The 20,636-nt window shown below is 33.7% G+C and carries 23 protein-coding genes; 3 read left to right on the plus strand and 20 right to left on the minus strand.

Features of this window, described 5'->3' with window-relative positions:
* Positions 1–111 precede the first annotated feature (111 nt).
* From C8N41_RS00830 to C8N41_RS00840, 3 genes are all read left to right on the plus strand, one after another.
* Positions 112–1,014, plus strand: coding sequence for a NifU family protein (locus C8N41_RS00830; RefSeq protein ID WP_115837792.1), 903 nt, complete (start codon positions 112–114; stop codon positions 1,012–1,014).
* Positions 1,015–1,089: 75 nt separating this feature from the next.
* Positions 1,090–1,290 (plus strand): dodecin family protein, encoded by a 201-nt coding sequence (locus C8N41_RS00835; RefSeq protein ID WP_115837794.1) that lies wholly within the window; start codon positions 1,090–1,092, stop codon positions 1,288–1,290.
* Between the two features lie 65 nt (positions 1,291–1,355).
* On the plus strand, positions 1,356–2,168 hold the full coding sequence (locus C8N41_RS00840; RefSeq protein ID WP_092446570.1) for a mechanosensitive ion channel family protein: 813 nt from the start codon (positions 1,356–1,358) through the stop codon (positions 2,166–2,168).
* Here the strand turns inward: C8N41_RS00840 and tsaB are convergent.
* The 20 genes from tsaB to gcvH all read right to left on the minus strand — a co-directional run bounded on the left by tsaB (position 2,165) and on the right by gcvH (position 20,583).
* Entirely contained in the window at positions 2,165–2,836 is a 672-nt protein-coding gene (tsaB, locus tag C8N41_RS00845; protein ID WP_115837796.1) for a tRNA (adenosine(37)-N6)-threonylcarbamoyltransferase complex dimerization subunit type 1 TsaB, read from the minus strand. The two genes, C8N41_RS00840 and tsaB, sit on opposite strands and share 4 nt — an antisense overlap.
* A 30-nt stretch (positions 2,837–2,866) precedes the next feature.
* On the minus strand, positions 2,867–4,171 hold the full coding sequence (locus C8N41_RS00850) for an efflux RND transporter periplasmic adaptor subunit (protein ID WP_115837798.1): 1,305 nt from the start codon (positions 4,169–4,171) through the stop codon (positions 2,867–2,869).
* 2 nt (positions 4,172–4,173) lie between these two features.
* Positions 4,174–5,616, minus strand: coding sequence for a TolC family protein (locus tag C8N41_RS00855; protein WP_115837800.1), 1,443 nt, complete (start codon positions 5,614–5,616; stop codon positions 4,174–4,176).
* A gap of 55 nt (positions 5,617–5,671) precedes the next feature.
* On the minus strand, positions 5,672–6,832 hold the full coding sequence (locus C8N41_RS00860; RefSeq protein ID WP_092446566.1) for an efflux RND transporter periplasmic adaptor subunit: 1,161 nt from the start codon (positions 6,830–6,832) through the stop codon (positions 5,672–5,674).
* Positions 6,833–6,857: 25 nt separating this feature from the next.
* Entirely contained in the window at positions 6,858–8,117 is a 1,260-nt protein-coding gene (locus tag C8N41_RS00865; RefSeq protein WP_092446565.1) for an ABC transporter permease, read from the minus strand.
* A 1-nt stretch (position 8,118) separates the two neighbouring features.
* Positions 8,119–9,363, minus strand: coding sequence for an ABC transporter permease (locus C8N41_RS00870; RefSeq protein ID WP_092446564.1), 1,245 nt, complete (start codon positions 9,361–9,363; stop codon positions 8,119–8,121).
* The gene (locus C8N41_RS00875; protein ID WP_115837802.1) at positions 9,356–10,057 is read right to left on the minus strand and encodes an ABC transporter ATP-binding protein; all 702 of its coding nucleotides are present in this window, start codon (positions 10,055–10,057) and stop codon (positions 9,356–9,358) included. Before C8N41_RS00875 ends, C8N41_RS00870 begins: the two co-directional genes overlap by 8 nt.
* A gap of 164 nt (positions 10,058–10,221) precedes the next feature.
* A complete protein-coding gene (locus C8N41_RS00880; protein WP_115837804.1) occupies positions 10,222–10,455 on the minus strand; it encodes a hypothetical protein in 234 nt (77 codons plus the stop codon).
* Between the two features lie 2 nt (positions 10,456–10,457).
* Positions 10,458–11,006 (minus strand): DUF420 domain-containing protein, encoded by a 549-nt coding sequence (locus C8N41_RS00885; protein WP_092446561.1) that lies wholly within the window; start codon positions 11,004–11,006, stop codon positions 10,458–10,460.
* 2 nt (positions 11,007–11,008) lie between these two features.
* A complete protein-coding gene (locus tag C8N41_RS00890) occupies positions 11,009–11,776 on the minus strand; it encodes an SCO family protein (RefSeq protein WP_115837806.1) in 768 nt (255 codons plus the stop codon).
* Positions 11,769–12,488 (minus strand): hypothetical protein, encoded by a 720-nt coding sequence (locus C8N41_RS00895; protein WP_115837808.1) that lies wholly within the window; start codon positions 12,486–12,488, stop codon positions 11,769–11,771. The genes C8N41_RS00890 and C8N41_RS00895 overlap by 8 nt, the downstream gene beginning before the upstream one ends.
* A 153-nt stretch (positions 12,489–12,641) precedes the next feature.
* Positions 12,642–13,091 (minus strand): cytochrome C oxidase subunit IV family protein, encoded by a 450-nt coding sequence (locus C8N41_RS00900; protein ID WP_092446558.1) that lies wholly within the window; start codon positions 13,089–13,091, stop codon positions 12,642–12,644.
* 99 nt (positions 13,092–13,190) lie between these two features.
* Positions 13,191–14,192, minus strand: coding sequence for a cytochrome c oxidase subunit 3 (locus C8N41_RS00905; RefSeq protein ID WP_092446557.1), 1,002 nt, complete (start codon positions 14,190–14,192; stop codon positions 13,191–13,193).
* A 38-nt stretch (positions 14,193–14,230) separates the two neighbouring features.
* Positions 14,231–14,830, minus strand: coding sequence for a cytochrome c oxidase subunit 3 (locus C8N41_RS00910; protein ID WP_115837810.1), 600 nt, complete (start codon positions 14,828–14,830; stop codon positions 14,231–14,233).
* Positions 14,831–15,724, minus strand: coding sequence for a heme o synthase (cyoE, locus tag C8N41_RS00915; RefSeq protein ID WP_115837812.1), 894 nt, complete (start codon positions 15,722–15,724; stop codon positions 14,831–14,833).
* A 180-nt stretch (positions 15,725–15,904) separates the two neighbouring features.
* Positions 15,905–18,013 carry a gliding motility protein RemB gene (locus tag C8N41_RS00920; protein WP_115837814.1) on the minus strand — a complete coding sequence of 703 codons (2,109 nt, stop codon included), beginning with the start codon at positions 18,011–18,013 and terminating at the stop codon, positions 15,905–15,907.
* 124 nt (positions 18,014–18,137) lie between these two features.
* Complete coding sequence (locus C8N41_RS00925) at positions 18,138–18,935, minus strand: energy transducer TonB (protein ID WP_115837816.1); 798 nt, start codon at positions 18,933–18,935, stop codon at positions 18,138–18,140.
* A 117-nt stretch (positions 18,936–19,052) separates the two neighbouring features.
* Entirely contained in the window at positions 19,053–19,781 is a 729-nt protein-coding gene (locus tag C8N41_RS00930; protein WP_092446552.1) for an energy transducer TonB, read from the minus strand.
* Positions 19,782–19,847: 66 nt separating this feature from the next.
* Positions 19,848–20,210, minus strand: coding sequence for a VanZ family protein (locus C8N41_RS00935; protein WP_115837818.1), 363 nt, complete (start codon positions 20,208–20,210; stop codon positions 19,848–19,850).
* Entirely contained in the window at positions 20,203–20,583 is a 381-nt protein-coding gene (gcvH, locus tag C8N41_RS00940; RefSeq protein ID WP_115837820.1) for a glycine cleavage system protein GcvH, read from the minus strand. The genes C8N41_RS00935 and gcvH overlap by 8 nt, the downstream gene beginning before the upstream one ends.
* Positions 20,584–20,636: the final 53 nt, after the last annotated feature.

A 20,636-nucleotide genomic window follows, 5' to 3' on the forward strand; every position in this document is an offset into this window, starting at 1 on the left:
AGCACGAAATTTAATGAATAAATATTAATTGACTTCAGTTTATAGTTATAAAACATCATCTAAAGGTTGAACGATTCAAATTGATATTTCATACTTTTGCAAATAAAAACAATGGCACAGACCAAAATATCCATAGTCAATACTTCTAACGATACTATTAAGAAGTTTGAAGCAGACCGATTCCTAACTAACCATAACAGTTTTGAATTCAACAACATAGACGAAGCAAAGCACTCACCCTTAGCTCAGCAATTATTCTATCTTCCGTTTGTAAAAAAAGTATATATCGCTTCTAATTTTATAGCCATAGAACGCTATAATATTGTAGAATGGAAAGATGTAGAAAATGAGGTTGCTAAGCAAATTGAAGATTACTTATCTAATGATGGTATTGTGGTTAGTGAAGATGCTATTAAACCAAAGGCAGCCGTTACAGTTTATGCAGAAAGTACACCAAACCCTGGAGTCTTAAAATTTGTTTGTAATAAGGTTTTAGTTCCAAATTTATATGAATTCACATCGATTGAAGACGCTAAACCATCACCCTTAGCAACGGCTTTATTTCAATTTCCTTTTGTTAAAAACGTGTATATGGAAAAGAATTTTATTTCCATTACAAAGTTTGATATTGTGGAGTGGGAAGATATCACACTACAGTTACGTGAATTTTTAAAATCTTATGTTGAGGACGGAAAAACCATTTTAAATGATGATGCACCTAAACAGTTAGAAAAAACAGAAGAAGCCATTGAGCAAAAATTTGAAGCCTTAGATGATACTTCTAAAAACATTATTAATATTCTTGAAGAGTATATAAAACCAGCTGTGGAGAGTGATGGTGGTAATATTGAGTTTAAGTCTTATGATGAAGGCACTAAAAAGGTTGAAGTACTATTACAAGGAGCTTGTAGCGGCTGTCCATCTTCCACGTTTACTCTAAAAAATGGTATTGAAAGCATGTTAAAAGAAATGCTTAATGATAACGCAATCACAGTAAATGCTATAAATGGTTAAAGTTTTGTACCTTTAAGAGTGACCTAATAGAAGTTTTAGTGTCTCATTTTTATAACCTTTAAAACATAAAATATTATGGCAGTATTAAAAGTAATTGAAGTTTTATCTAACTCAAATAAAAGTTGGGAAGACGCTACAAAAAAAGCAGTAAAAGAAGCTTCTAAAACAATAAAAAACATAAAATCTGTTTATGTAAATGAACAGAGTGCTATTGTTAACGGAGATGACGTTACTGAATTTAGAGTGAATTTAAAATTGACTTTTGAAGTCAAATAACACAACCACCTTAATCGGACTAAAAATGGCCGATTTTTTTTAACTAAAAATTGATTGTATAAAAAATGGACACACAAAAATGGATTGACGAAGGTTATAATTTTATAATTGAGTTTGGCCCTAAAGTTATAGGCGCTATTCTTATCTGGATTATTGGTAGCTGGGTAATTAAAATATTATTAAAAGCCCTCACCAAGGTGATGAATAAAGGAGGTTACGATGAGAGCCTTAAAAAATTCTTAGCTAACCTTATTAGCTGGATCCTAAAGATTGTTCTAATCATTGTTGTATTAGGCACTATGGGTGTTGAAACAACGTCGTTTGCTGCTATTATTGCGGCAGCTGGTTTAGCTATTGGATTAGCATTACAAGGCTCATTGGCAAATTTTGCCGGTGGAGTTTTAATTATGATTTTTAAGCCAATTAAAATTGGAGATCTTATAGAAGCTCAAGGTGAAATTGGCGTGGTTAAAGAAATTGAAATCTTTACGACTAAATTAATTGGTCTTTCTAATAAAGAAATCATTATTCCTAATGGTTCACTGTCTAACGGAAACATTGTAAACTATACCACACAAGGAACTAGAAGAGTCGATTTAGTCTTTGGAGTAAGTTATGATGCCGACATTAAACAAACTAAAGACGTATTTAGTAAAGTATTAGCAGCACACCCTTTAATCTTAAAAGATCCTGCGCCAACCATTGCTTTATCTGAATTAGCAGATAGTTCAATAAACTTTGTTGTAAGACCATGGTGTAAGACTGAAGATTACTGGACGGTCTATTTCGATATCACAGAACAAGTAAAAGAAGCTTTAGATGCTGCAGGTATAGATATACCTTACCCACATCAAGTTGAAATACATAAAGAAGCTTAAGACTTCTTTTTTAAAGCTACAAAATCCTTTAAATAATAAGGTTCAAAATAAGCGACATCTTCGGTGTCGCTTTTTTTGTACTTATATTCTGCTAAACGTGCCATGTTATCTGCTGAAGGTAATTTACCCTCAATAAATACAGCATTAGGATGCTGAATAAGACCTTTAGTCTTCTCCACACCATTACCTATAAAATAGACTTTAGACTCTTTAAGAAGTTCGCTATAACTTTCTTCTGTAAGAATTTCGGCTTGTATTTCTCTGACTAATTCAAAATTTAAATTGTAAACAGCAGAATACACCTCCATCCGCCTTGCATCTAGCATCGGAATGACATATCCGTCTTTAAAGCCAACTTGTTGTGCTAAACTCTCTAAAGTTGATACTGCGATTAAAGGTTTGTTCAATGCAAAACATAGGCCTTTTGCTGAAGATACTCCTATTCGCAAACCGGTATAAGAACCAGGCCCTTTGCTCACTGCTACAGCGTCTACTTCAATGGGTTTTAATTTTGCAATCTTAAAAACTTCATCGATAAATAGATGTAAGGTTTCAGCATGCGAATACCCCAAGCTATTATCTTCCTTTAAAACTAAAGTCTCCCCATCCTTGGATAGAGAGACCGAACAATTTGTAGTTGCTGTTTCTATATTTAGCACTAATGCCATTGGCTTATAAATATTTTTTAGTCTTTGTTTTTAGCCTTGGGAATCTGAGGCCTCTAATGCACTTTTATTTTTTACTTCAATTAAATCTCCAGGATTTAAATCTTTTGAAACCATAATATACGGACCCGTAATAATTTCATCTTCTTTTGTTAATCCTGAAATGATTTCAATATTAGTATCATCTTGAATGCCAGTTTTAACGACTCTTAGTTTTGCTTTACCATTTTCGTTTATAAAGACACATTCAAATTTTTGATCTTCACTATCAATACTGTCAGAATCAATAGAAGTGGTTTTCTCATATGTTTTCTTCGTTGAGCTTGTATCTGTTTTAATCACAATAGCACTAATAGGTACCGAAATTGCATCTTTTCGTGTTTTAGTAATAATATCTACAGTAGCTGTCATTCCTGGTCTAAAGGGAGAGTATGTTTCTGGTTTTCCTTCTGTAAGATCTTTATATGAATCTTCAAGAATTCTTACTTTTACTTTAAAATTTGTAACCTGATCTGCTGCCAATGTACCTTCAGCGGAATTTGCAATTTCGGTGACAATACCTCTAAACTCCTTCTTTAAATAAGCATCCACTTCAACAATTGTAGAGTCTCCAATATTAACTTTAACAATATCATTTTCATTGACATCTACTTCCACTTCCATGTTATTAAGGTTTGCAACACGCAAAATCTCAGTACCTGCCATTTGCTGAGTTCCTACAACTCGTTCACCTAACTCTACACTAAGTCGAGAAATTGTTCCACTCATAGGAGCGTAAATAGTCGTTCTGTTTAAATTATCTTTAGCTTCGTTTACCGTTGCAGCTGCACTTTGCACATTGTAATAGGCCGAATTTTTACCAGCCACAGCTGTTTCATAGGCGGCAACAGAACGGTCCCAATCAGCTTTAGAAATAACCCCTTTATTAAACAGTGTTTTATTTCTTTCATAATCTGCTTTGGCCTGTCTTAAATTGGCTTCAGCCTGCTCTAATCCTGCACGTACGTTTTGATATGACGCTTGACTTCTACTTACTGCAGATTGAATTAAATCTGGATTGACACGAACTAACAAATCTCCCTTCTTAACTTCTTGACCTTCTTTAAAAGGTAATTCTAAGATTTCACCAGAGACTTCTGAAGATATTTTAACTTCGATTTCAGGTTGAATTTTTCCGGTTGCAGATACAGTTTCAACGATATCCTTTATAGTAACCTCCTTTACCGTCACTTCTTTAAAATCTCTTTTGTCACCAAACCAGCCCATTTTTGATGCAGCGACTACAAGTATTAGTGCTACTACGGCAAGTCCGATAATAATTTTTGTTGTTTTACTCATAATTAAAACTTTAATTCTGTTGCTGGTATTCCGAAATATAATTCGAGAACTTTCAACTTAAAAATATAGTCGTATTTCGCTTGATTAAGCTGAATTTTAGCATTATCAAATCGTTGTTTAGACTGACTAAAATCGAAAGCATTAGTTAATCCTACATCGTAGCGTTCTTTAGCATAATCGTACGCCAATTGCTGCGACTCTAAGGCTAACTTTGCTGCTTCATATGACTTAAATGCTCCTTTAGCATCTACGTGTGCCTGATATACTGAAGATTCTAAATCGAGTTCTGCTTGCTCTAGTAAATACTTTGAACGTTCTAAATTAATTTTATTTCTCTGAACATTGCCTTTAATAGCAAAGCCATTTAATATAGGAATACTTAAGGACAAACCATAAGAAATACCATCATTTAAATATAATTGGTCAAAAAATGGGGCAGCTCCTACTTCTTGAGTCAATGTATTTGGAAATTCTCCAATTACGGCTTCGCCTGTACTTTGTACAGTTCCTATTTGTTGTACAACCGTTGGATTATCGGGATCTACTTCTTGTATAAAAGACTTCGTGTTAGAGTATCTTGTGTTATAGCCAAAAAATGCCGACAATGTAGGTAAGTAACTTCCTTTAGCAATTTGTAAATCTTTTTCAGCCAATGCCACGTTAGACTCTGCTATTTTAATTTCAGATCTTGTTTCTTTAGCTTCGTTTATAATTTCATCTGCAGACATGCTTGAAATACCATCATCAACTATATCGTAGCCTTCGTCTTCAACATCAAAATTTTCATAATCCTTTATTAATAAAAGTTGAGCTAAACTAATTAAAGAAATTTTAACCTGATTTTCTGCATTTACAATAGATTGTTTTTCATTGGCATCTGTAGCCTGAATCTCTAACAAATCACCTCTGGGTAAAGAGCCAGCTTCTACTAATTGCTCTGTACGTTCTATCTGCTCTTGTGTTACTGCATTCTGAGATTTTAAAACTTCTAGATTGGCTTTATTCAAAATAACCTGTAAGTAACCGTTGGCAACAAACAATGAAATGTCATCTTTCATCTTTTCTAAACGATACTGACTTGCGAGTTTAGAAATCTCAGCACGTTGTACTGTTCTAATATTTCTAAGGCCATCGAACAAAGTATACCCTACATTAATATTGCCGCTGGCAGATAAAAATGTTGTGGTCTCTGCATTATTAGTAATAGGGTTAAAACTAAGACCTGTGTTTTCCGAAAGTCCGGCACTAGCACTTATACTTGGCAGAAAATTTCCGACTGCAGTAAGCTTATCAATATCTGCATCTTTGAGGTCTAAAAGACTCTGTTTAACAGAAATATTATTCTCTAAGGCATGAAGAACACACTCTTTGAGTGTCCACTTTTTTTGTTGTGCTTGTGCAATACTTACAAAAAGAAGTAATGCTATGATGATTGATTTTTTCATGATACTTGTTTGTCTATTTAATACTTAAAGTGTTACAATAATTTTCGAAAAAAAATTATTGCTGAGCGTATTTAGGCACGCCCTGCACCTGATTCCAAACTTTTATTTTATCCGTTTTTGAGACACCATTTAAAACCTCTACAAAAATGCCATCACTAATACCTAATTCAATATCTCTTCGTTCAAATTGCTGATCGCCAACCACAATCTCTACGAAAGGTTTTTTGGTTTCTGTATCATATTGAACTAAGGCTTCTTTTATGGCTAATACGTTTTCCGCTTTATCTAAAATAATTGAAGCATTGGCACTTAAACCTGCTCTAATAAAAGTTGAATCCATTTTTTGAAGAGATCCTTTAATTTCAAATTGAATGGCACCATTTTCAGCAACACCTTTAGGTGCAATATAATCTAATACAGCATCAAATTTCTTATCTTCTATAGCACCAACGGTGATTTCTAAAGGCAAGCCTTCTTTAATTTTACCTACTTCGCTTTCATCTACTTTTCCTTCAAAAATCATCTGTTTAACATCTGCTAATGATGCAATTGAAGTTCCTTCATTAAAGTTATTAGCCTCAATAACTTGATTTCCCGCTTTTACAGGCACGTCTAATACCATACCAGAAACTGTTGCTCTTACTTGTGTTTGGGCTATGTTACCTAAACCAGATGTAGTACCGGTTTTAATAATATCGTAATTTTGAGATGCAGAATTTAAATTAATTTTAGCTTGTTCTACACTTTGCTTGGTTTGTAAATAGGCATTACTCACTCCTTCAAAATCATTTGCAGAAATAACTCCTTTTTCGAACAAAGCTTTTTGCCTGTCGTAATTGGCTTGTTGTGTCTGTAAATTTATCTTTGCTGTTTCAAGCGCTGTTTGGTTTGTCGCAATACTATTTTTAGCACTTGTTAATGATGAAGCATTAGGGATTACTTTAATTTGTGCAATAAGATCTCCTTGTTCTACATACTCTCCGGCTTCGATAAAAATTTCTTCAATAACACCCGAAATATTAGGTTTAATTAATATTTCTTCCTTAGGTACAATACTACCAGTTGCTACTGTCTTAACAATAATAGTTTCTTCTGTAGGTGACTCTGAGGTGTAGGTTTCAGGGTCTTCTTGATTTTTTTGCCATAAATAATATAGCGATATTCCAAATACAGCCACAATTGTGACTAATATGATGATGGTTTTGGTTCTCTTCATGATGATAATGATGATTGATATATGTTTATTCTATTCTTAATGCATCTACTGGTTTCATCTTAGTCGCGCTATTAGCAGGAATTAATCCGGCTAAAACACCTGAAACTATTAATATAATTAAAGCTGTAAATACTACTTGCATACTTACGCTTGGATTTGCAAAATTATCGACTGGTCCAACATTGTCTAAAATGGAATTCATCACCCAAATGACCAAAGCAGCAAAAGAAATACCTACCATACCAGACAGGATGGTTAATATAAGACTTTCTTGTAGTATCTGAGATTTTATACTCCATGGACTGGCTCCTAAAGCGCGTCTTACACCTATTTCTTTGGTCCGTTCTTTCACAACAATAAGCATGATATTACTAATACCAATAATACCAGACATTAAGACCAATGCTCCAACAAAATATCCGACTAGAGATAAAATTGAAAATAAGCCATTAATACGTCCAAATTGCTCAGACAAATCAAAATGGCCAATAGCACGATCATCTGTAGGGTCTACTTTATGTCTAAATTTCATTAAGTCGAATATCTGCTGTTTTACAGATGTAATGCTAACATCATCTACAGCAGTAATGGCCATCCATCCTACATTCTCACCTCTATTAAAGGCTTGACCAAAAGTTGTAAAAGGCATATAGATGGTGCTAGCATCTTGCTCACCATCTCCTTGACTGTTACTCATTTTAAAGGTACCTACCACTAAAAAATTGACTCCATTTATTTTTATGTAGGTACCTAATACCGTTTCATCCTTATCATACAGTCCTTTTACAACACCTGTACCAATAACACATATTTTTCGCTTGGCTTCTATGTCAGAATAACTAATGAAACGTCCTTGAAGAATATCCATAGGGCGTTGTTTTATAAATTCTGGATAATCTCCATAGATTTCAAAAGCACCAGATTTTGTTCCTCTAATGACATTATTTGCTCCATTATAACCACCTAATTGATTTCTAGGAGACACATATTTTAAATTGGGAATCTCTGATTTAATTGCTGCGACATCATCAATCTTATAGTTAAAGTAGCGTCCTTTTGGTAAACCTTTATAAGGCTTAGACGTACCTTGCGTCCACATAAACATAGAGTTAGTTGCAAAATTCCCAAAATCTGCTGTGACTCCATTTTTAAGTCCATTAGTTAAAGCTAATAACAATACCAAGATGGTAATACCCCAAAACACTCCAAACGCAGTTAAGAACGTTCTAAATTTATTAGCATTTAGCGCTTCTAATATTTCATCCCAACGGTCTCTACTAAACATATTATTCGTCTCTTAATGCGTCAATGGGTTTAATCATAGCTGCTCTATATGCAGGAATAAAACCTGCTAAAGCTCCTGCAAACACTAATAAAAACACGGTAGTTAACGCAATATTAAAATCAACTTGAGGGTATTTTATGAAATCGCTTTCTATTTGAGGTCCAACTAATTCTAACAATCCAAGTCCAAAGATTAAACCAAATAATCCTGAAAACATCGTTACAAAGACAGCTTCCTGTAAAATCATAGCTACAATAGACATTGGTAAAGCACCTAAGGCTTTTCGAATACCTATTTCTTTAGTACGCTCTTTTACGATAATGAGCATAATATTACCTACACCTACAATACCTGCAATTATAGTTCCGATACCTACAAACCAAAATACTGCTTTGATGGTTGCTATTAATGAATAGATTTTCTGAGCTTCTTCTAATGTATTATGCACTCTTACTGCACTGACATCGTCTGGGGCAACCGTATGAATATCTTTAATTTTTTGTTCTACACCTAAAGCTATGGCATTAGACATGGCCACTGCATCGTCAAAATTATCTGCCATTTTCACTGTAAACGCCATGTTTCTAATATTTTCACCGGCATTAAATACTTTTTGAGCTGTACTTACAGGAATATAAACCTGACCTTCTTCACGATCTCCACCTGGATCATAAAAAACACCAATGACCTTAAAGTTCATTCCGAATACTTGAATATTTTGATTAATAGGATCTTCACCTTTAAATAAGTCTGTTTTTACCTTGTTTCCGATAACTGCCACTTTTTTACTTTCATCAATATCAGATTGACTAATAAAACGGCCAGAACCCATGTCTGCATTTTCAATGAACTGATTATCTGGCATGGTGCCACGCACACGGTAATTTCCGGTTTCATTTTTATATGTCACCGTGCCACCCCAAATCATATAATCTTTTGTACGATAATCAAAATAATCGGTATATGCGTTTTCAACAGCATCGAAGGTTGAATTTTTAAGCTGAATATAACGTCCAGGATTTAAGCCTTTATAGCCTTTTGTAGTGACTCCTGTCCAAACGGAAATTTTGTTTGTGGCATCTTGTTCAAACTGAGATCTTACTCCATTTGCAATCCCTTCGCTAAAACCAAGAAGTATCACCAAAATAAAGATTCCGGAAGCCACTGAAAGCCCAGTTAAAAACGTTCGCAATTTATTTTTGCTCAACGTTTCAAATATTTCTTGCCAACGCTCTAGATCAAACATGTGCTGATGCTCTAATTTGTTCTACAGGACTATCATCTATAATCAATCCATCTTTAAGATTAACGATGCGCTTTGTCATATGTGCAATGTCATCTTCATGGGTGACCACTAATATCGTTTTTCCTTCATCGTTGATACCTTGAATGAGTTCCATAACCTCATAAGATGTTTTGGTATCTAAGGCACCTGTGGGCTCATCGGCTAACAACACTTTAGGATCGCTAGCTAAAGCTCTTGCGATCGCTACACGTTGTTTTTGACCACCAGAAAGCTCACTTGGCAAATGATGCGACCATTGTGCTAAACCAACTTTTTCTAGGTAATGCATAGCCTTCTCAGTACGTTCTTTTCGCTTAACACCTTTATAATATAAAGGCATCGATACGTTATCTAACGCACTTTTGTAATTAATTAAGTTAAAAGATTGAAAAATGAAACCTAAAAATTCATTTCTATATTTAGCTGCTATTTTTTCGTTTAGATTCTTAATAGGCACTCCATCTAGAATATATTGACCTATATCAGCCTCATCGAGCATGCCTAAAATATTTAATAAGGTTGATTTTCCTGAACCCGAAGAGCCCATAATTGAGACTAACTCTCCTTCTTTTACATCAAAATTAATACCTTTTAAGACGTGTAGAGAATTGCTTCCCATATGGTAAGATTTGTGTAAATCCTTAATCTGAATCATAATGCGGTTAGTTAGCGTTTACAATTTTAATAAAATTCGTGTGATTCTCATCCCAACGAATTGTTAATACCTATTAAACACAGAATTATCACCGACGAGGTGATTAAAGCTTCTAATAAGCAAACTGTATATAAGACTCTAAAATTCGGAAAATGTTACAGAATTTAGTGTGGATTTTCAGATTTATCTGGTTTACTAAATTTTCTATAAATCACAAAACCAATTACTGCTACAAGAAGATAAGGCACAGCCATTAGGAAAACAATACCATCATTGATACCTTCTGCCATAGATTGATCTTCACCACTTTCTAAAACGGCTCTACACATAGCGCATTGTGCCTTGGCTGTAAACAGCAATAAGAAACTAAAGATTGATAAGAAAATTCTACGTCTCATAGTTACACATAATAAGGAGAAATCATGAAATAAACTATCACACCAGTGATAGCGACATACAACCACATTGGAAACGTAATCTTAGCGATTTTTCTATGACGTTCAATATCATTTGTAATCGCTCTAACATACGTTATTAATACAAATGGTATGATAATTACAGATAATACAATGTGCGTGATCAGAATAAAATAATACACATAAGCTATAACACCTTCTCCACCAAACTTGGTAGAATCACTAGTCATATGATACGCCACATATAGCACTAAGAATACCACAGAACAATAGATGGCTGTGGTCATTAAGTTTTCGTGTAAAACAACGTTTTTATTTTTTATGGCCATAACTGCAAAGATCAAAAGTGCTGCAGTACATGCATTTATAGTGGCATAAATTGGCGGAAGCATAGTAAGAGGAGCGACATCAAAACCTAAACTACGCAGATTAACACCAAATAGTAATGCTACAACTATTGGAATTACAACAGACAATACAACAACCCATTTGTTGTATTTTTTAGCTTTTTCGTGGTCTACAGTATTACTCATCGTTATTCCTTTAATAATTTAGCAATGTCTTCTTTTAATATGGTTATCTCTTGAGGAATACCATCTTCATCCACTCCTGCTTCCTCAGAAATTAATCCATTATAGAATATCTTAGGGTTACCAAAATCATCAGTTCTAGATCTAATATAACCTTCTTTATCTATCAATGCGAAATTCCCAGAATGCTCAAAACCACCTTCAACATTTGGGTCTTTAGCTGTATATAAATTAAAACCTTCATTAGCTAATTTATAAATTTCGATTTCGTTTCCTGTTAAAAAATGCCAGTTTGGATTAGTCACATTATATTTCTCGGCATAGGCTTTTAATACTTCTGGAGTATCTATTTCTGGGGAAATTGTAAATGAAGCAATACCAAAATCTTTTAACCCATTAAATTGATTTTGCACCGCTACCAGATTTCTACTCATTATTGGGCAAATTGTAGGACATGTCGTAAAGAAAAACTCAACAACATAGACTTTACCGATATAATCATCGTTGGTAATAGTTTCACCATTTTGATTGGTAAAACTAAAAGCTGGCACCTTTTTAGGAGCTCCATTAATTTCTAAATATGCTAAATCGCTTTTATTATTTTTAGCGGTCTTAGTTTTTAGATCTGAAGTTGAAACATCTTTACTACGACTTTCATCTCTAATAATATCACCTTCGCTTACGCGATCGATTATTTTTGGAATAAATATAATGCCAAATACTAGGATTATAAATGTAATTCCAACGTACGAATAATTAGTTTTTTTACTCATCACCTTGTTTTAATTCTCTATTTCTTCTAGTATCAGAATTCTCAAACTTACCTTCTCTCTTCTGACGATATTCTGTAAATAAAATTCTAACATCATCACTCATCATGTTCTTAATTTCTGCCACTTCAATAGTATTATACGAGTAGACGCTGAAGGCTGGTTTTTGCTCTTCTACCTCCTTTTCATCTCTTCCGTCTAATCTGCCACGTTGATTTAGATCATTATCTATAATATAAACATGATTTGTTGAAAGATCTTCTGAGAGCTTTTCCTTAGACTTTAAGCTACTAAAGAGTGTTTTAATTTCACCTTCGGTACCATAAACGTAATGCCAATATTTTAGGTCTTCGTAAGTGTTAATTTCTTTTTTAAGTTCTTTAATATCTTGTTCCGTACCTTCTGGAACTACGATGACTATTTGAAACCTTTTAAATCCTTTAAATTTATCGTAAACCAATTCTTTAAGATTAGAAGCTTCAATAATATTATTTAAAGGGGTTTTACCTAAGAATCCTAAAACCGTAATATGATTTTTTAATAGAATAGAATCCGTTGCTTCTGAACTAAAATATTCTAAATCCGTTACATTTTTGTTCACCACATTTAAAGGCTCATAATGGTGCTGTGCAGGATAAAGCATTAATAAAAAGGCAACTGGTAAAAAGAATAGAATACCGAGAACGATATAACGTTTTGTCTTATTTGTTTTCATCTATTAGAAATAAAAACTGTTTTGCAGCGGCAAACAATACTTTTTATGCCTTAAACAATTGGATTGCAAAAATAAAAAAGGTGGCTTAGAAAAACCACCTTTTAATTGTATTTAACACTTTGAATTAACGCCGTGTAATTGTAAATATGTTATCTAAAAATCATGCTTAATTAAAGCATTTTCATTGTTATAAACATTGAAAACATAACCACCTTCTTGAAGTAAGATAAATATTAAATAGCAAATTAGAAAAACACTCGTCCAAACCACCATCTTTCTAAGACTACCTACTTCATCTCTCATGTGCATAAAATCCCAAGTAATGTAATAAGCTTTAACAATAGTTAAAAGAATAAAGATAAGGTTTAACGGCTTCATATATACAATTGGTGAAAATATGATATTACCTAAAGTAGCAAAAAAACCACCTCCTTCAAATGGATCCATCCAGGTGTGCATAAACACCTCTGGCTTATAAATCCCTAAAACAACCTCTATTGCTGTTACAAAAGTTAAGAAAGCTAAAACTCCCCATATCTTCTGTGTATTGGATTTAAATTTCCAAAGTCCTCTAAATATTTCTAATTTATGTTCGTGTGCCATAACTTAATCTTAATGTTACTTGTTTTTAATTACTAAAAAAACAAGTGCTGTTCGCTATTAACTATTTTATTGAGCACTATTTAATATGCTCGATTGTTATTATACTAAATAGAAGAATGTGAATACAAACACCCATACTAAATCTACAAAGTGCCAGTATAAACCTACTTTCTCTACCATTTCATAACTTCCACGTCGCTCGTAGGTTCCAAGTACTACGTTGAAGAAAATTATAATATTAATCACTACTCCCGATAATACGTGGAAACCGTGAAAACCAGTAATAAAGAAAAAGAAGTCGGCAAACAATGTGGTACCGTACTCGTTAACCCTTAGGTTGGCTCCTTTTACAACTAATTTACCGTTTTCTTTAATCTGCTTAAGAGATTCTGCTCTAGACAAAACTGTTTTATGTCCGTTTTCATCTAAAAACTGATTTCTTACTAACACATTCTCATTAGCTTGCAAACCTGCGTAAATTTCATCTACAGTATAAGGAGGTAATGTTCCTTCATCTACAAACCACAGTCCATTTTTACGCTCGTGATCAACACGGTCACTTTCTTGAGCAATGGCTATATCGTCTATTGAAACACGTTTAAATTTCTCTTCACCATCAACTGTAACATACTCGCCGAATTGCAAAATATTACCACCGTTGGTTTGAACAGCTCCATAATCACCCTGAATAAATGTTGCCCATTCCCAAGCTTGAGAACCCACGAATATAGCTCCACCAATAATGGTTAAGAACATGTATATCGTTACTTTGGCTTTATTCATATGATGGCCAGCGTCTACAGCTAATACCATCGTTACTGACGACATAATAAGTATAAACGTCATAAATGCCACATAAATCATTGGCAATTCTTGACCATGCAAAAATGGTACGTGCGTAAACACTTCATCCGCAATTGGCCATTCGTTTATAAACTTAAACCTTGAAAAACCATAAGCGGCCAAGAAACCCGAAAATGTTAATGCATCAGATACAATGAAAAACCACATCATCATTTTTCCGTAACTTGCTTTGAGAGGTTTATTACCTCCACCCCAAGTTTTTCCTTCTGTACCAGTACTAGCTACTGTAGAATCCATAGAATTTATTTAAATTTTTTAAGATTGGACAAAAATAATCAAATTATATATCTAAAAAAATATAAAAACAAAAAGAGCACAAGCCAAAGCATATCTACGAAATGCCAAAAATTGGCTGCTAGTTCAAAACCCAACATATTGTTGGAGTTATACTTTTGTTTAAAATGATTATAAATTACGACTAACAAACAAACCAAACCAGCAATAACGTGCGCTATATGCAATACTGCGATGACATAAATGTAAGACATTGTAATATTACTTGTTGGACCCGTAAAATTATAACCGTCCATAATAATTTGTCCGAAACCAACAAACTGACTATAAACAAAACCCACACCCAATGCTAGTGTCACTAATAACCAAACAGTTACCATCTGACTTTTATTTTGTTGTAACGCTCGCTTACCCAACATAAATGTTAAACTACTCAATAAAATAAGTACTAAACTCGTAAAAAAGGCGCTTGGTAACTGAAAATCGATTAACCAATCTTCATTCAATCGCTGCTTACTACTCACTATAAACGCACTCACTAAGCCTGCAAACGACATAATTAATGCACCGATAGCAAACCAAAGCATCATCTTTCTAGATCGTGCTCTTTTAACTTGCTGTGTTCCTTGTGTTAAATCCATTTATCTTAAAAATTTATCTGCAACATATATAATTTGCAATAGCGTAATATAAAACACACTTGAAAGCATCAATTGTTTTGCCGCTTTTATACTACGTGCTTTAAATAGCCTAAATGCATAAACTAACATCACCATACCCAAAATAAAAACAAGCATTGCTCCTACAATAGATAACTTTAAATCTCCTGTATAGCCAAAAACTGGAATTATTGAGACTATAATCGTCCACACACTGTACATTATAATCTGTACTGCGGTTCCCTTATCGGGTTTCCCCGTAGGCAACATATGAAACCCTCCTTTTTTATAATCTTCATGTAAAAACCATCCAATAGACCAAAAATGCGGAAATTGCCAAAAAAACTGGATAGCGAATAATGTTCCTGCCTCTATTCCAAAGCTATTACGAGCGGCAACCCAACCTAACATAAATGGAATGGCTCCCGGTAAAGCCCCTACAAATACTGACAAAGAAGTCTTTGTTTTTAATGGCGTATAAACACTTGTATATAAAAAAATTGAAATTGCTCCATACATCGCTGTTTTTGGGTTAATAACATACAGCGTAATTAATCCTAAGATTGTAAATGTTGTAGCTATGACAAAAGCAGTATTAACAGACATTCGGCCTGCAGGAATAGGTCTATTTTTGGTTCTATCCATCAGCGCATCTAAGTCGCGCTCAATAATTTGATTATAGGCATTAGAGGCGCCAACCATAAAGTATCCACCAATAGCTAATAATAACAATGTTGTTATACTTATCGTTTCTGCTCCTAGAAAATAACCCGCAACAGAAGAAAACACAACACTTAAGGACAATCCCATTTTGGTGATTTCCTTAAAATCTGTTATCACAGAAGCTGTTGATATCGAAGATTTTGTATAACTCAAACTATACGATTTTTGATAATTTTAAAGCGAGTGCAAAGATAGTTTGAAAATTGATTCCTACCAACGTTAAAGTTTAGTTTTATTATAATGTAACGAGAGTCTAGTGTTTACCCAACAAAAATCACCAATACCAACGGTATTCAATAGTCATATGACTATAGAACAAACCAAGTCTAATTTCTAAAAATCATTATACCAGTTAAATAAATCGGTTCGTACGCCAATACTAAACCACAATGTGTTTGAATCCGTAGTTGAAGCCGTTATAGCATCAGGATTAAAGTCTCTGTAAATAATATTAGTAAACACCTTGAGATTTGTTGCTGGGTTTAACAAATAACCTGCCTGTAGTTCGGCCATAAAACTATTGGTTTTGTTTCCTTGCCCAATTTTTATTCCTGTATCAGCATTACGATCATTATAATCTCTATAAATATCTCCTCCATAAGAAAAGTTATCGTCATTCGTATTATAGTCAAATCCTCGCTGCCCTATAATAAACTTAGCATCTCCAAACCATCGTTTGTAATTGTAACGCCCTATTAACACTAATTCTTTAAAATTAGCTCCCCAAAGATGCGCCATAGGCTGATTGAAACTTGCATAGTTGAGTACTTGGGTGTTATGAGAATAAGTATAAGGACGCACTTGATTATACTCTGCTTGTAACAATAAATCCTTAATTTCAAACGCATTAAAATACTTTGCTCCTATTTGATAACCGAATTTATTTTTCCAGCTTTTTTCACCAGCCTTAACATCACTTAGAGAAAATTCATCTAAAATAAATTGCCCATAGAGGTTAATTTTATTATTCCATTTGTACTTTGAACTTAAACCTAAAATAGCATTTCCTGCATCTTGTCCCGTTTGAAATTCTATAGCTCGTAGAAATATAATTGGATTAAGATAGTTTACATCGAAACCTCGGTTATTAGTATTTTCCCATATCACAGATTCGAAGAAACCAATATTTAGTCGTTTAGAAACATTCCAACTCAAGTAATGATTGGCCATGTATTTGTTTAAAAATGCACCATCAACTTCAACTTCGGGACGTACATCTTTTAACCACATCCAAGTGCTTGTATATTTTATTTTCCAGAAGCTTGCATTCAGCTTTAAAAACGGATAAGGACTAGATACATCACTTTGTAATAGCGATCTATATCCATCACCTATAAAGTTTTTTCCATGACCAAATTGTATATTTAAAAAATCGGCAGGTGTATAAGACAAATAAGCTTCCGCAGCAGGATAATCATAAGCATCTTCCTTAAAACGCTTTGCAATGCCACGGCCAGGAATAATAGCTGGTTCACCACCTCCACGTCTTAGCGCCTCTGCATATTGATTAAAATATTCCGCAAAACGTCCCTGACTCTCATATACTGAAGCAGATAAATTAAACCGTTTTCCTAAACCGGCTTGTATAAATACACCTCTTGTATTATTCCAGGTCGAACTAAAATCGGCTTCTGTATCTTTGCCAACTTGTAAATCTAAAATAGGATCGATTGTAAACCAATAATCATCACCTTGTACCTCTACTAAGTGTTCATTAAACACTTTTCTGCCCAACCAAGAATCCGTTGATTTTGCTAAGCTTTCTTTTTCGGCTTTAATATCATAATATCTGGCCACATCACTATACACATAAGGTTTTACTGCAGTATGACTGTTGGTACCTAAGGCATTCATATCGTCATCAAAACGTGCATAATAGGCATGTGTAAAAGGGATATTTAATTGACTATGATACTCTAATTCTTCGTATGGTTTTAAATCCTTTAAAATCTGGTCATATTCATTAGATAAAGTAGCGTTTAAACTATCTTTAATCGTCAATTTTTCCGCTTCTGTTGATTGTAAATTTTGAGCTACGGGTGCTCTAAGTGGAATGGAAATACTTAAACTATATTGAACAAATGTAGGCTTACCATTATAAGTGGCTGGTTGTATCTTTGGAAGCATATCGAAAACACGTTGACTTTCTGCCTTCAGTTCATCGTAAATAGCATCTGTATAGATAGCTTTAAACTCACCTTCTTTATTAACTTCAAACAATACCTTAACATCACCAACATAAGATTCATCTACGACTATTTGAGGCACCTCAAAATTTTCATAAATAAAAGTATTAAGTGTAAAGTTAAAACACGATTTTAATTGCTCTACAGCAATAGAATCACAGGCCTTAAACACAGGAGGTTTTTCGTAAGATAATGGGGTTTGAGTGTAACCAATAGTGGTCGTTAATAGAATAGCAAATAGCACAATGCGCTTCATAAAAGACTAATTTTTAATGCGCGAAAGATACTTAATTTTTTTAGTATCCTAGAAACCAAATGGTGCATAAAAAAACCGTTATTTAAAAATATAACGGTTCTGCCAAAAAGGTTTGGTTCTAAGCTTAATTTCTTACATCGAAAACTATGGGTAATGTATAAATGACACCTACGGGAACATGGCGCTGTAGACCAGGTTGCATTTTAGGAATTTTATTAATCACCCTATTAGCTTCCTTCTCTAATGCAGGATGTGGACCCCTTGTTTTAATATCTGTAACATTTCCATATTTATCAATCGTAAATTGTGTAGAAATTTTTTGTCGGCCAGAAATACCGTAGTTAGAACCAATATCGGTATTAAACGTCTTGCCAATTAATTTTGAGATTTTATCGGACATGCATTTTTTTCTCTCATTATTGTTTTTCTTTTTTTCGCAACCAGGATACACAGGCACCATTTCTATGACAGAAATTGGTATAAAAATATCTTCTTGAGGCTCATCAACAGCAGTATTAAAATGTTCAACATCTATGATCGGTTCATCACTAATTATTGGTTCTTCGGGTGTTTTAATTATGGTCTCAATTAATGGTACATCATCTTCTACCGTATTGTATTTATCTATTAAATCGACACTTGGTAAAGGCTCTGCAGTTTTAGGCTTTACAACTTCAACAGTAAATGGTTCAACATATTCTATAGAGATAGGTTCAGAACTTGCCGTTTCTGTAATAGGTGCAAATGTTTTCTCTTCAAACTTCATTTCAAAAAGTGCATAGGCACCTAATAAACAAAGAATGAGCCCTATTTGAAAATACAGGCTTGAGTTTTTTTGTAAATTTGCATCATGTTTTTGTGATCTCTTTACTTCAGTAGCGCTCTGACCAGCAATATTGAAGTCTTTGTTAGATGTTTTCATAATATATTTGATTTAAATGTTAATATTATGTAAAAGTCACAATAAGCATACCAAAAACGAAAATCCCGCTCAATTAATTTTGAACGGGATTTTTATATATAAAAAATTTTATTTCGCTTAGTCTTGTACTTGGAATACAATTGGAATAGAGAATGGCATTACTACCGACTTTCCTCTCTGTTTACCAGGCTGCATTTTAGGTAATTGACCGATAACACGTTTAGCTTCTTTTTCTAAACCAGGATGTGGTCCACGAGCTACGATATTAGTAACATTACCTGATTTATCAACTTTAAACTGAACAAAGATTCTCTTTTTACCTGGAGGCAAACCTAAATCACCAGCTAAGTCTGTATTAAACTTTTTACCAATGAATTTGTTAACTTTTTCATTCATACATTGTTTCTTAGCTGCATTTCCTTTTTTCTTTTCACATCCTGGGAAAACAGCCACATTTTCAATAACTGAGAATGGTACCTCTAAATCTTCTTCGACCTCAACAACTTCTACCTCTTCAACTTCCACAATTTCTGCTTCCATTTCAGTTTCTGTAGATTCTATAACAGTCTCCTCTACTTCTTCTTCATCTTCAACAACCTCAATAATTTCTGGTGCTGCAGGTGGTGGTGGAGGTGGAGGTGGTGGAGTCACAATTTGTTCTGTAATTGGGACTTCTTCTTCCAACTCATCATCTAAGTTTAACGAGTCAGCAACAATATCTACTTTGTCGTATGTTTTATAGTTAATTGCCATATAGGTGATCCCCAACATTAAGGCAAGACCGACAGCAAAAAACAGCGAACTGTTTCTACTTACATCCGATTTCTGATTCTTTTTAGGTTCCATAATATCATTTTTTAATACAACTTCGCTAATTTAACTAAATAATAGCAAAACAAACAAGGCTTTGGGTTAATTTAATTTATATATATTTATTTTACTTGCAATTAGTGTACCAAAAATAGCACCAATACTATTTGCAATTAAATCATATGTATCATAAGTCCGATTAGGATTAAGAAGATACTGCAAGAGTTCTAGGATAAAACCAAAAAAAATTGCTGCAAAACAAATGCCATAATGTAATCTTGGTTTCTTTTTAGGGTCAGCATATAAAACCCATAATAATGTTAACCCCAAATAAGCAACAACATGAAATATCTTATCGTCGAAGGAAGTTCCCATACTAGGTACTCCTTGCAACGTGATTAAACTCGCAATAACTAATGTCAGCGTATAAATCACGGACAAAAGTAACAGCATTTTTTTAACCACTTATAAGCGCTTTATAATCGTCTGCAGATAATAAATTCTCTATTTGTGAAGCCTCCGAGAACTTTAATTTTATCATCCAACCATCACCGTAAGGGTCAGAATTTACTTTTTCAGGTTCATCTTCTAAACCTTCATTAAACTCTATAATTTCTCCTGACAAAGGCAAAAATAAATCTGAAACTGTTTTTACAGCTTCTACGGTTCCAAAGACCTCTTCTACATCTAAGGTTTCGTCTAAAGTATCTACTTCTACATAAACAATATCACCTAATTCGCTTTGTGCGAAATCAGTAATACCAATTGTAGCGATATCTCCTTCAATTTTGATCCATTCGTGGTCTTTAGTGTACTTTAATTCTGATGGTGTATTCATCTTTAGTTTGATATATTATTTATACAGCAAATGTAATTTTTTAATAGCTTCAA

This window comes from Winogradskyella sediminis (assembly GCF_003387355.1).
GTDB lineage: Bacteria > Bacteroidota > Bacteroidia > Flavobacteriales > Flavobacteriaceae > Winogradskyella > Winogradskyella sediminis.

Bases quoted from the DNA above. Each gene is read 5' to 3' on its own strand.
- C8N41_RS00920 (WP_115837814.1), bottom strand. From the start codon at position 18,013: ATGAAGCGCATTGTGCTATTTGCTATTCTATTAACGACCACTATTGGT.
- C8N41_RS00850 (WP_115837798.1), bottom strand. From the start codon at position 4,171: ATGAGTAAAACAACAAAAATTATTATCGGACTTGCCGTAGTAGCACTA.
- tsaB (WP_115837796.1), bottom strand. From the start codon at position 2,836: ATGGCATTAGTGCTAAATATAGAAACAGCAACTACAAATTGTTCGGTC.
- C8N41_RS00890 (WP_115837806.1), bottom strand. From the start codon at position 11,776: ATGAGTAAAAAAACTAATTATTCGTACGTTGGAATTACATTTATAATC.
- C8N41_RS00930 (WP_092446552.1), bottom strand. From the start codon at position 19,781: ATGGAACCTAAAAAGAATCAGAAATCGGATGTAAGTAGAAACAGTTCG.
- C8N41_RS00925 (WP_115837816.1), bottom strand. From the start codon at position 18,935: ATGAAAACATCTAACAAAGACTTCAATATTGCTGGTCAGAGCGCTACT.
- gcvH (WP_115837820.1), bottom strand. From the start codon at position 20,583: ATGAATACACCATCAGAATTAAAGTACACTAAAGACCACGAATGGATC.
- C8N41_RS00905 (WP_092446557.1), bottom strand. From the start codon at position 14,192: ATGGATTCTACAGTAGCTAGTACTGGTACAGAAGGAAAAACTTGGGGT.
- C8N41_RS00840 (WP_092446570.1), top strand. From the start codon at position 1,356: ATGGACACACAAAAATGGATTGACGAAGGTTATAATTTTATAATTGAG.
- C8N41_RS00875 (WP_115837802.1), bottom strand. From the start codon at position 10,057: ATGATTCAGATTAAGGATTTACACAAATCTTACCATATGGGAAGCAAT.
- C8N41_RS00880 (WP_115837804.1), bottom strand. From the start codon at position 10,455: ATGAGACGTAGAATTTTCTTATCAATCTTTAGTTTCTTATTGCTGTTT.
- C8N41_RS00865 (WP_092446565.1), bottom strand. From the start codon at position 8,117: ATGTTTAGTAGAGACCGTTGGGATGAAATATTAGAAGCGCTAAATGCT.
- C8N41_RS00870 (WP_092446564.1), bottom strand. From the start codon at position 9,363: ATGTTTGATCTAGAGCGTTGGCAAGAAATATTTGAAACGTTGAGCAAA.
- C8N41_RS00835 (WP_115837794.1), top strand. From the start codon at position 1,090: ATGGCAGTATTAAAAGTAATTGAAGTTTTATCTAACTCAAATAAAAGT.
- C8N41_RS00855 (WP_115837800.1), bottom strand. From the start codon at position 5,616: ATGAAAAAATCAATCATCATAGCATTACTTCTTTTTGTAAGTATTGCA.
- C8N41_RS00895 (WP_115837808.1), bottom strand. From the start codon at position 12,488: ATGAAAACAAATAAGACAAAACGTTATATCGTTCTCGGTATTCTATTC.
- C8N41_RS00900 (WP_092446558.1), bottom strand. From the start codon at position 13,091: ATGGCACACGAACATAAATTAGAAATATTTAGAGGACTTTGGAAATTT.
- C8N41_RS00860 (WP_092446566.1), bottom strand. From the start codon at position 6,832: ATGAAGAGAACCAAAACCATCATCATATTAGTCACAATTGTGGCTGTA.
- C8N41_RS00910 (WP_115837810.1), bottom strand. From the start codon at position 14,830: ATGGATTTAACACAAGGAACACAGCAAGTTAAAAGAGCACGATCTAGA.
- C8N41_RS00885 (WP_092446561.1), bottom strand. From the start codon at position 11,006: ATGAGTAATACTGTAGACCACGAAAAAGCTAAAAAATACAACAAATGG.
- C8N41_RS00830 (WP_115837792.1), top strand. From the start codon at position 112: ATGGCACAGACCAAAATATCCATAGTCAATACTTCTAACGATACTATT.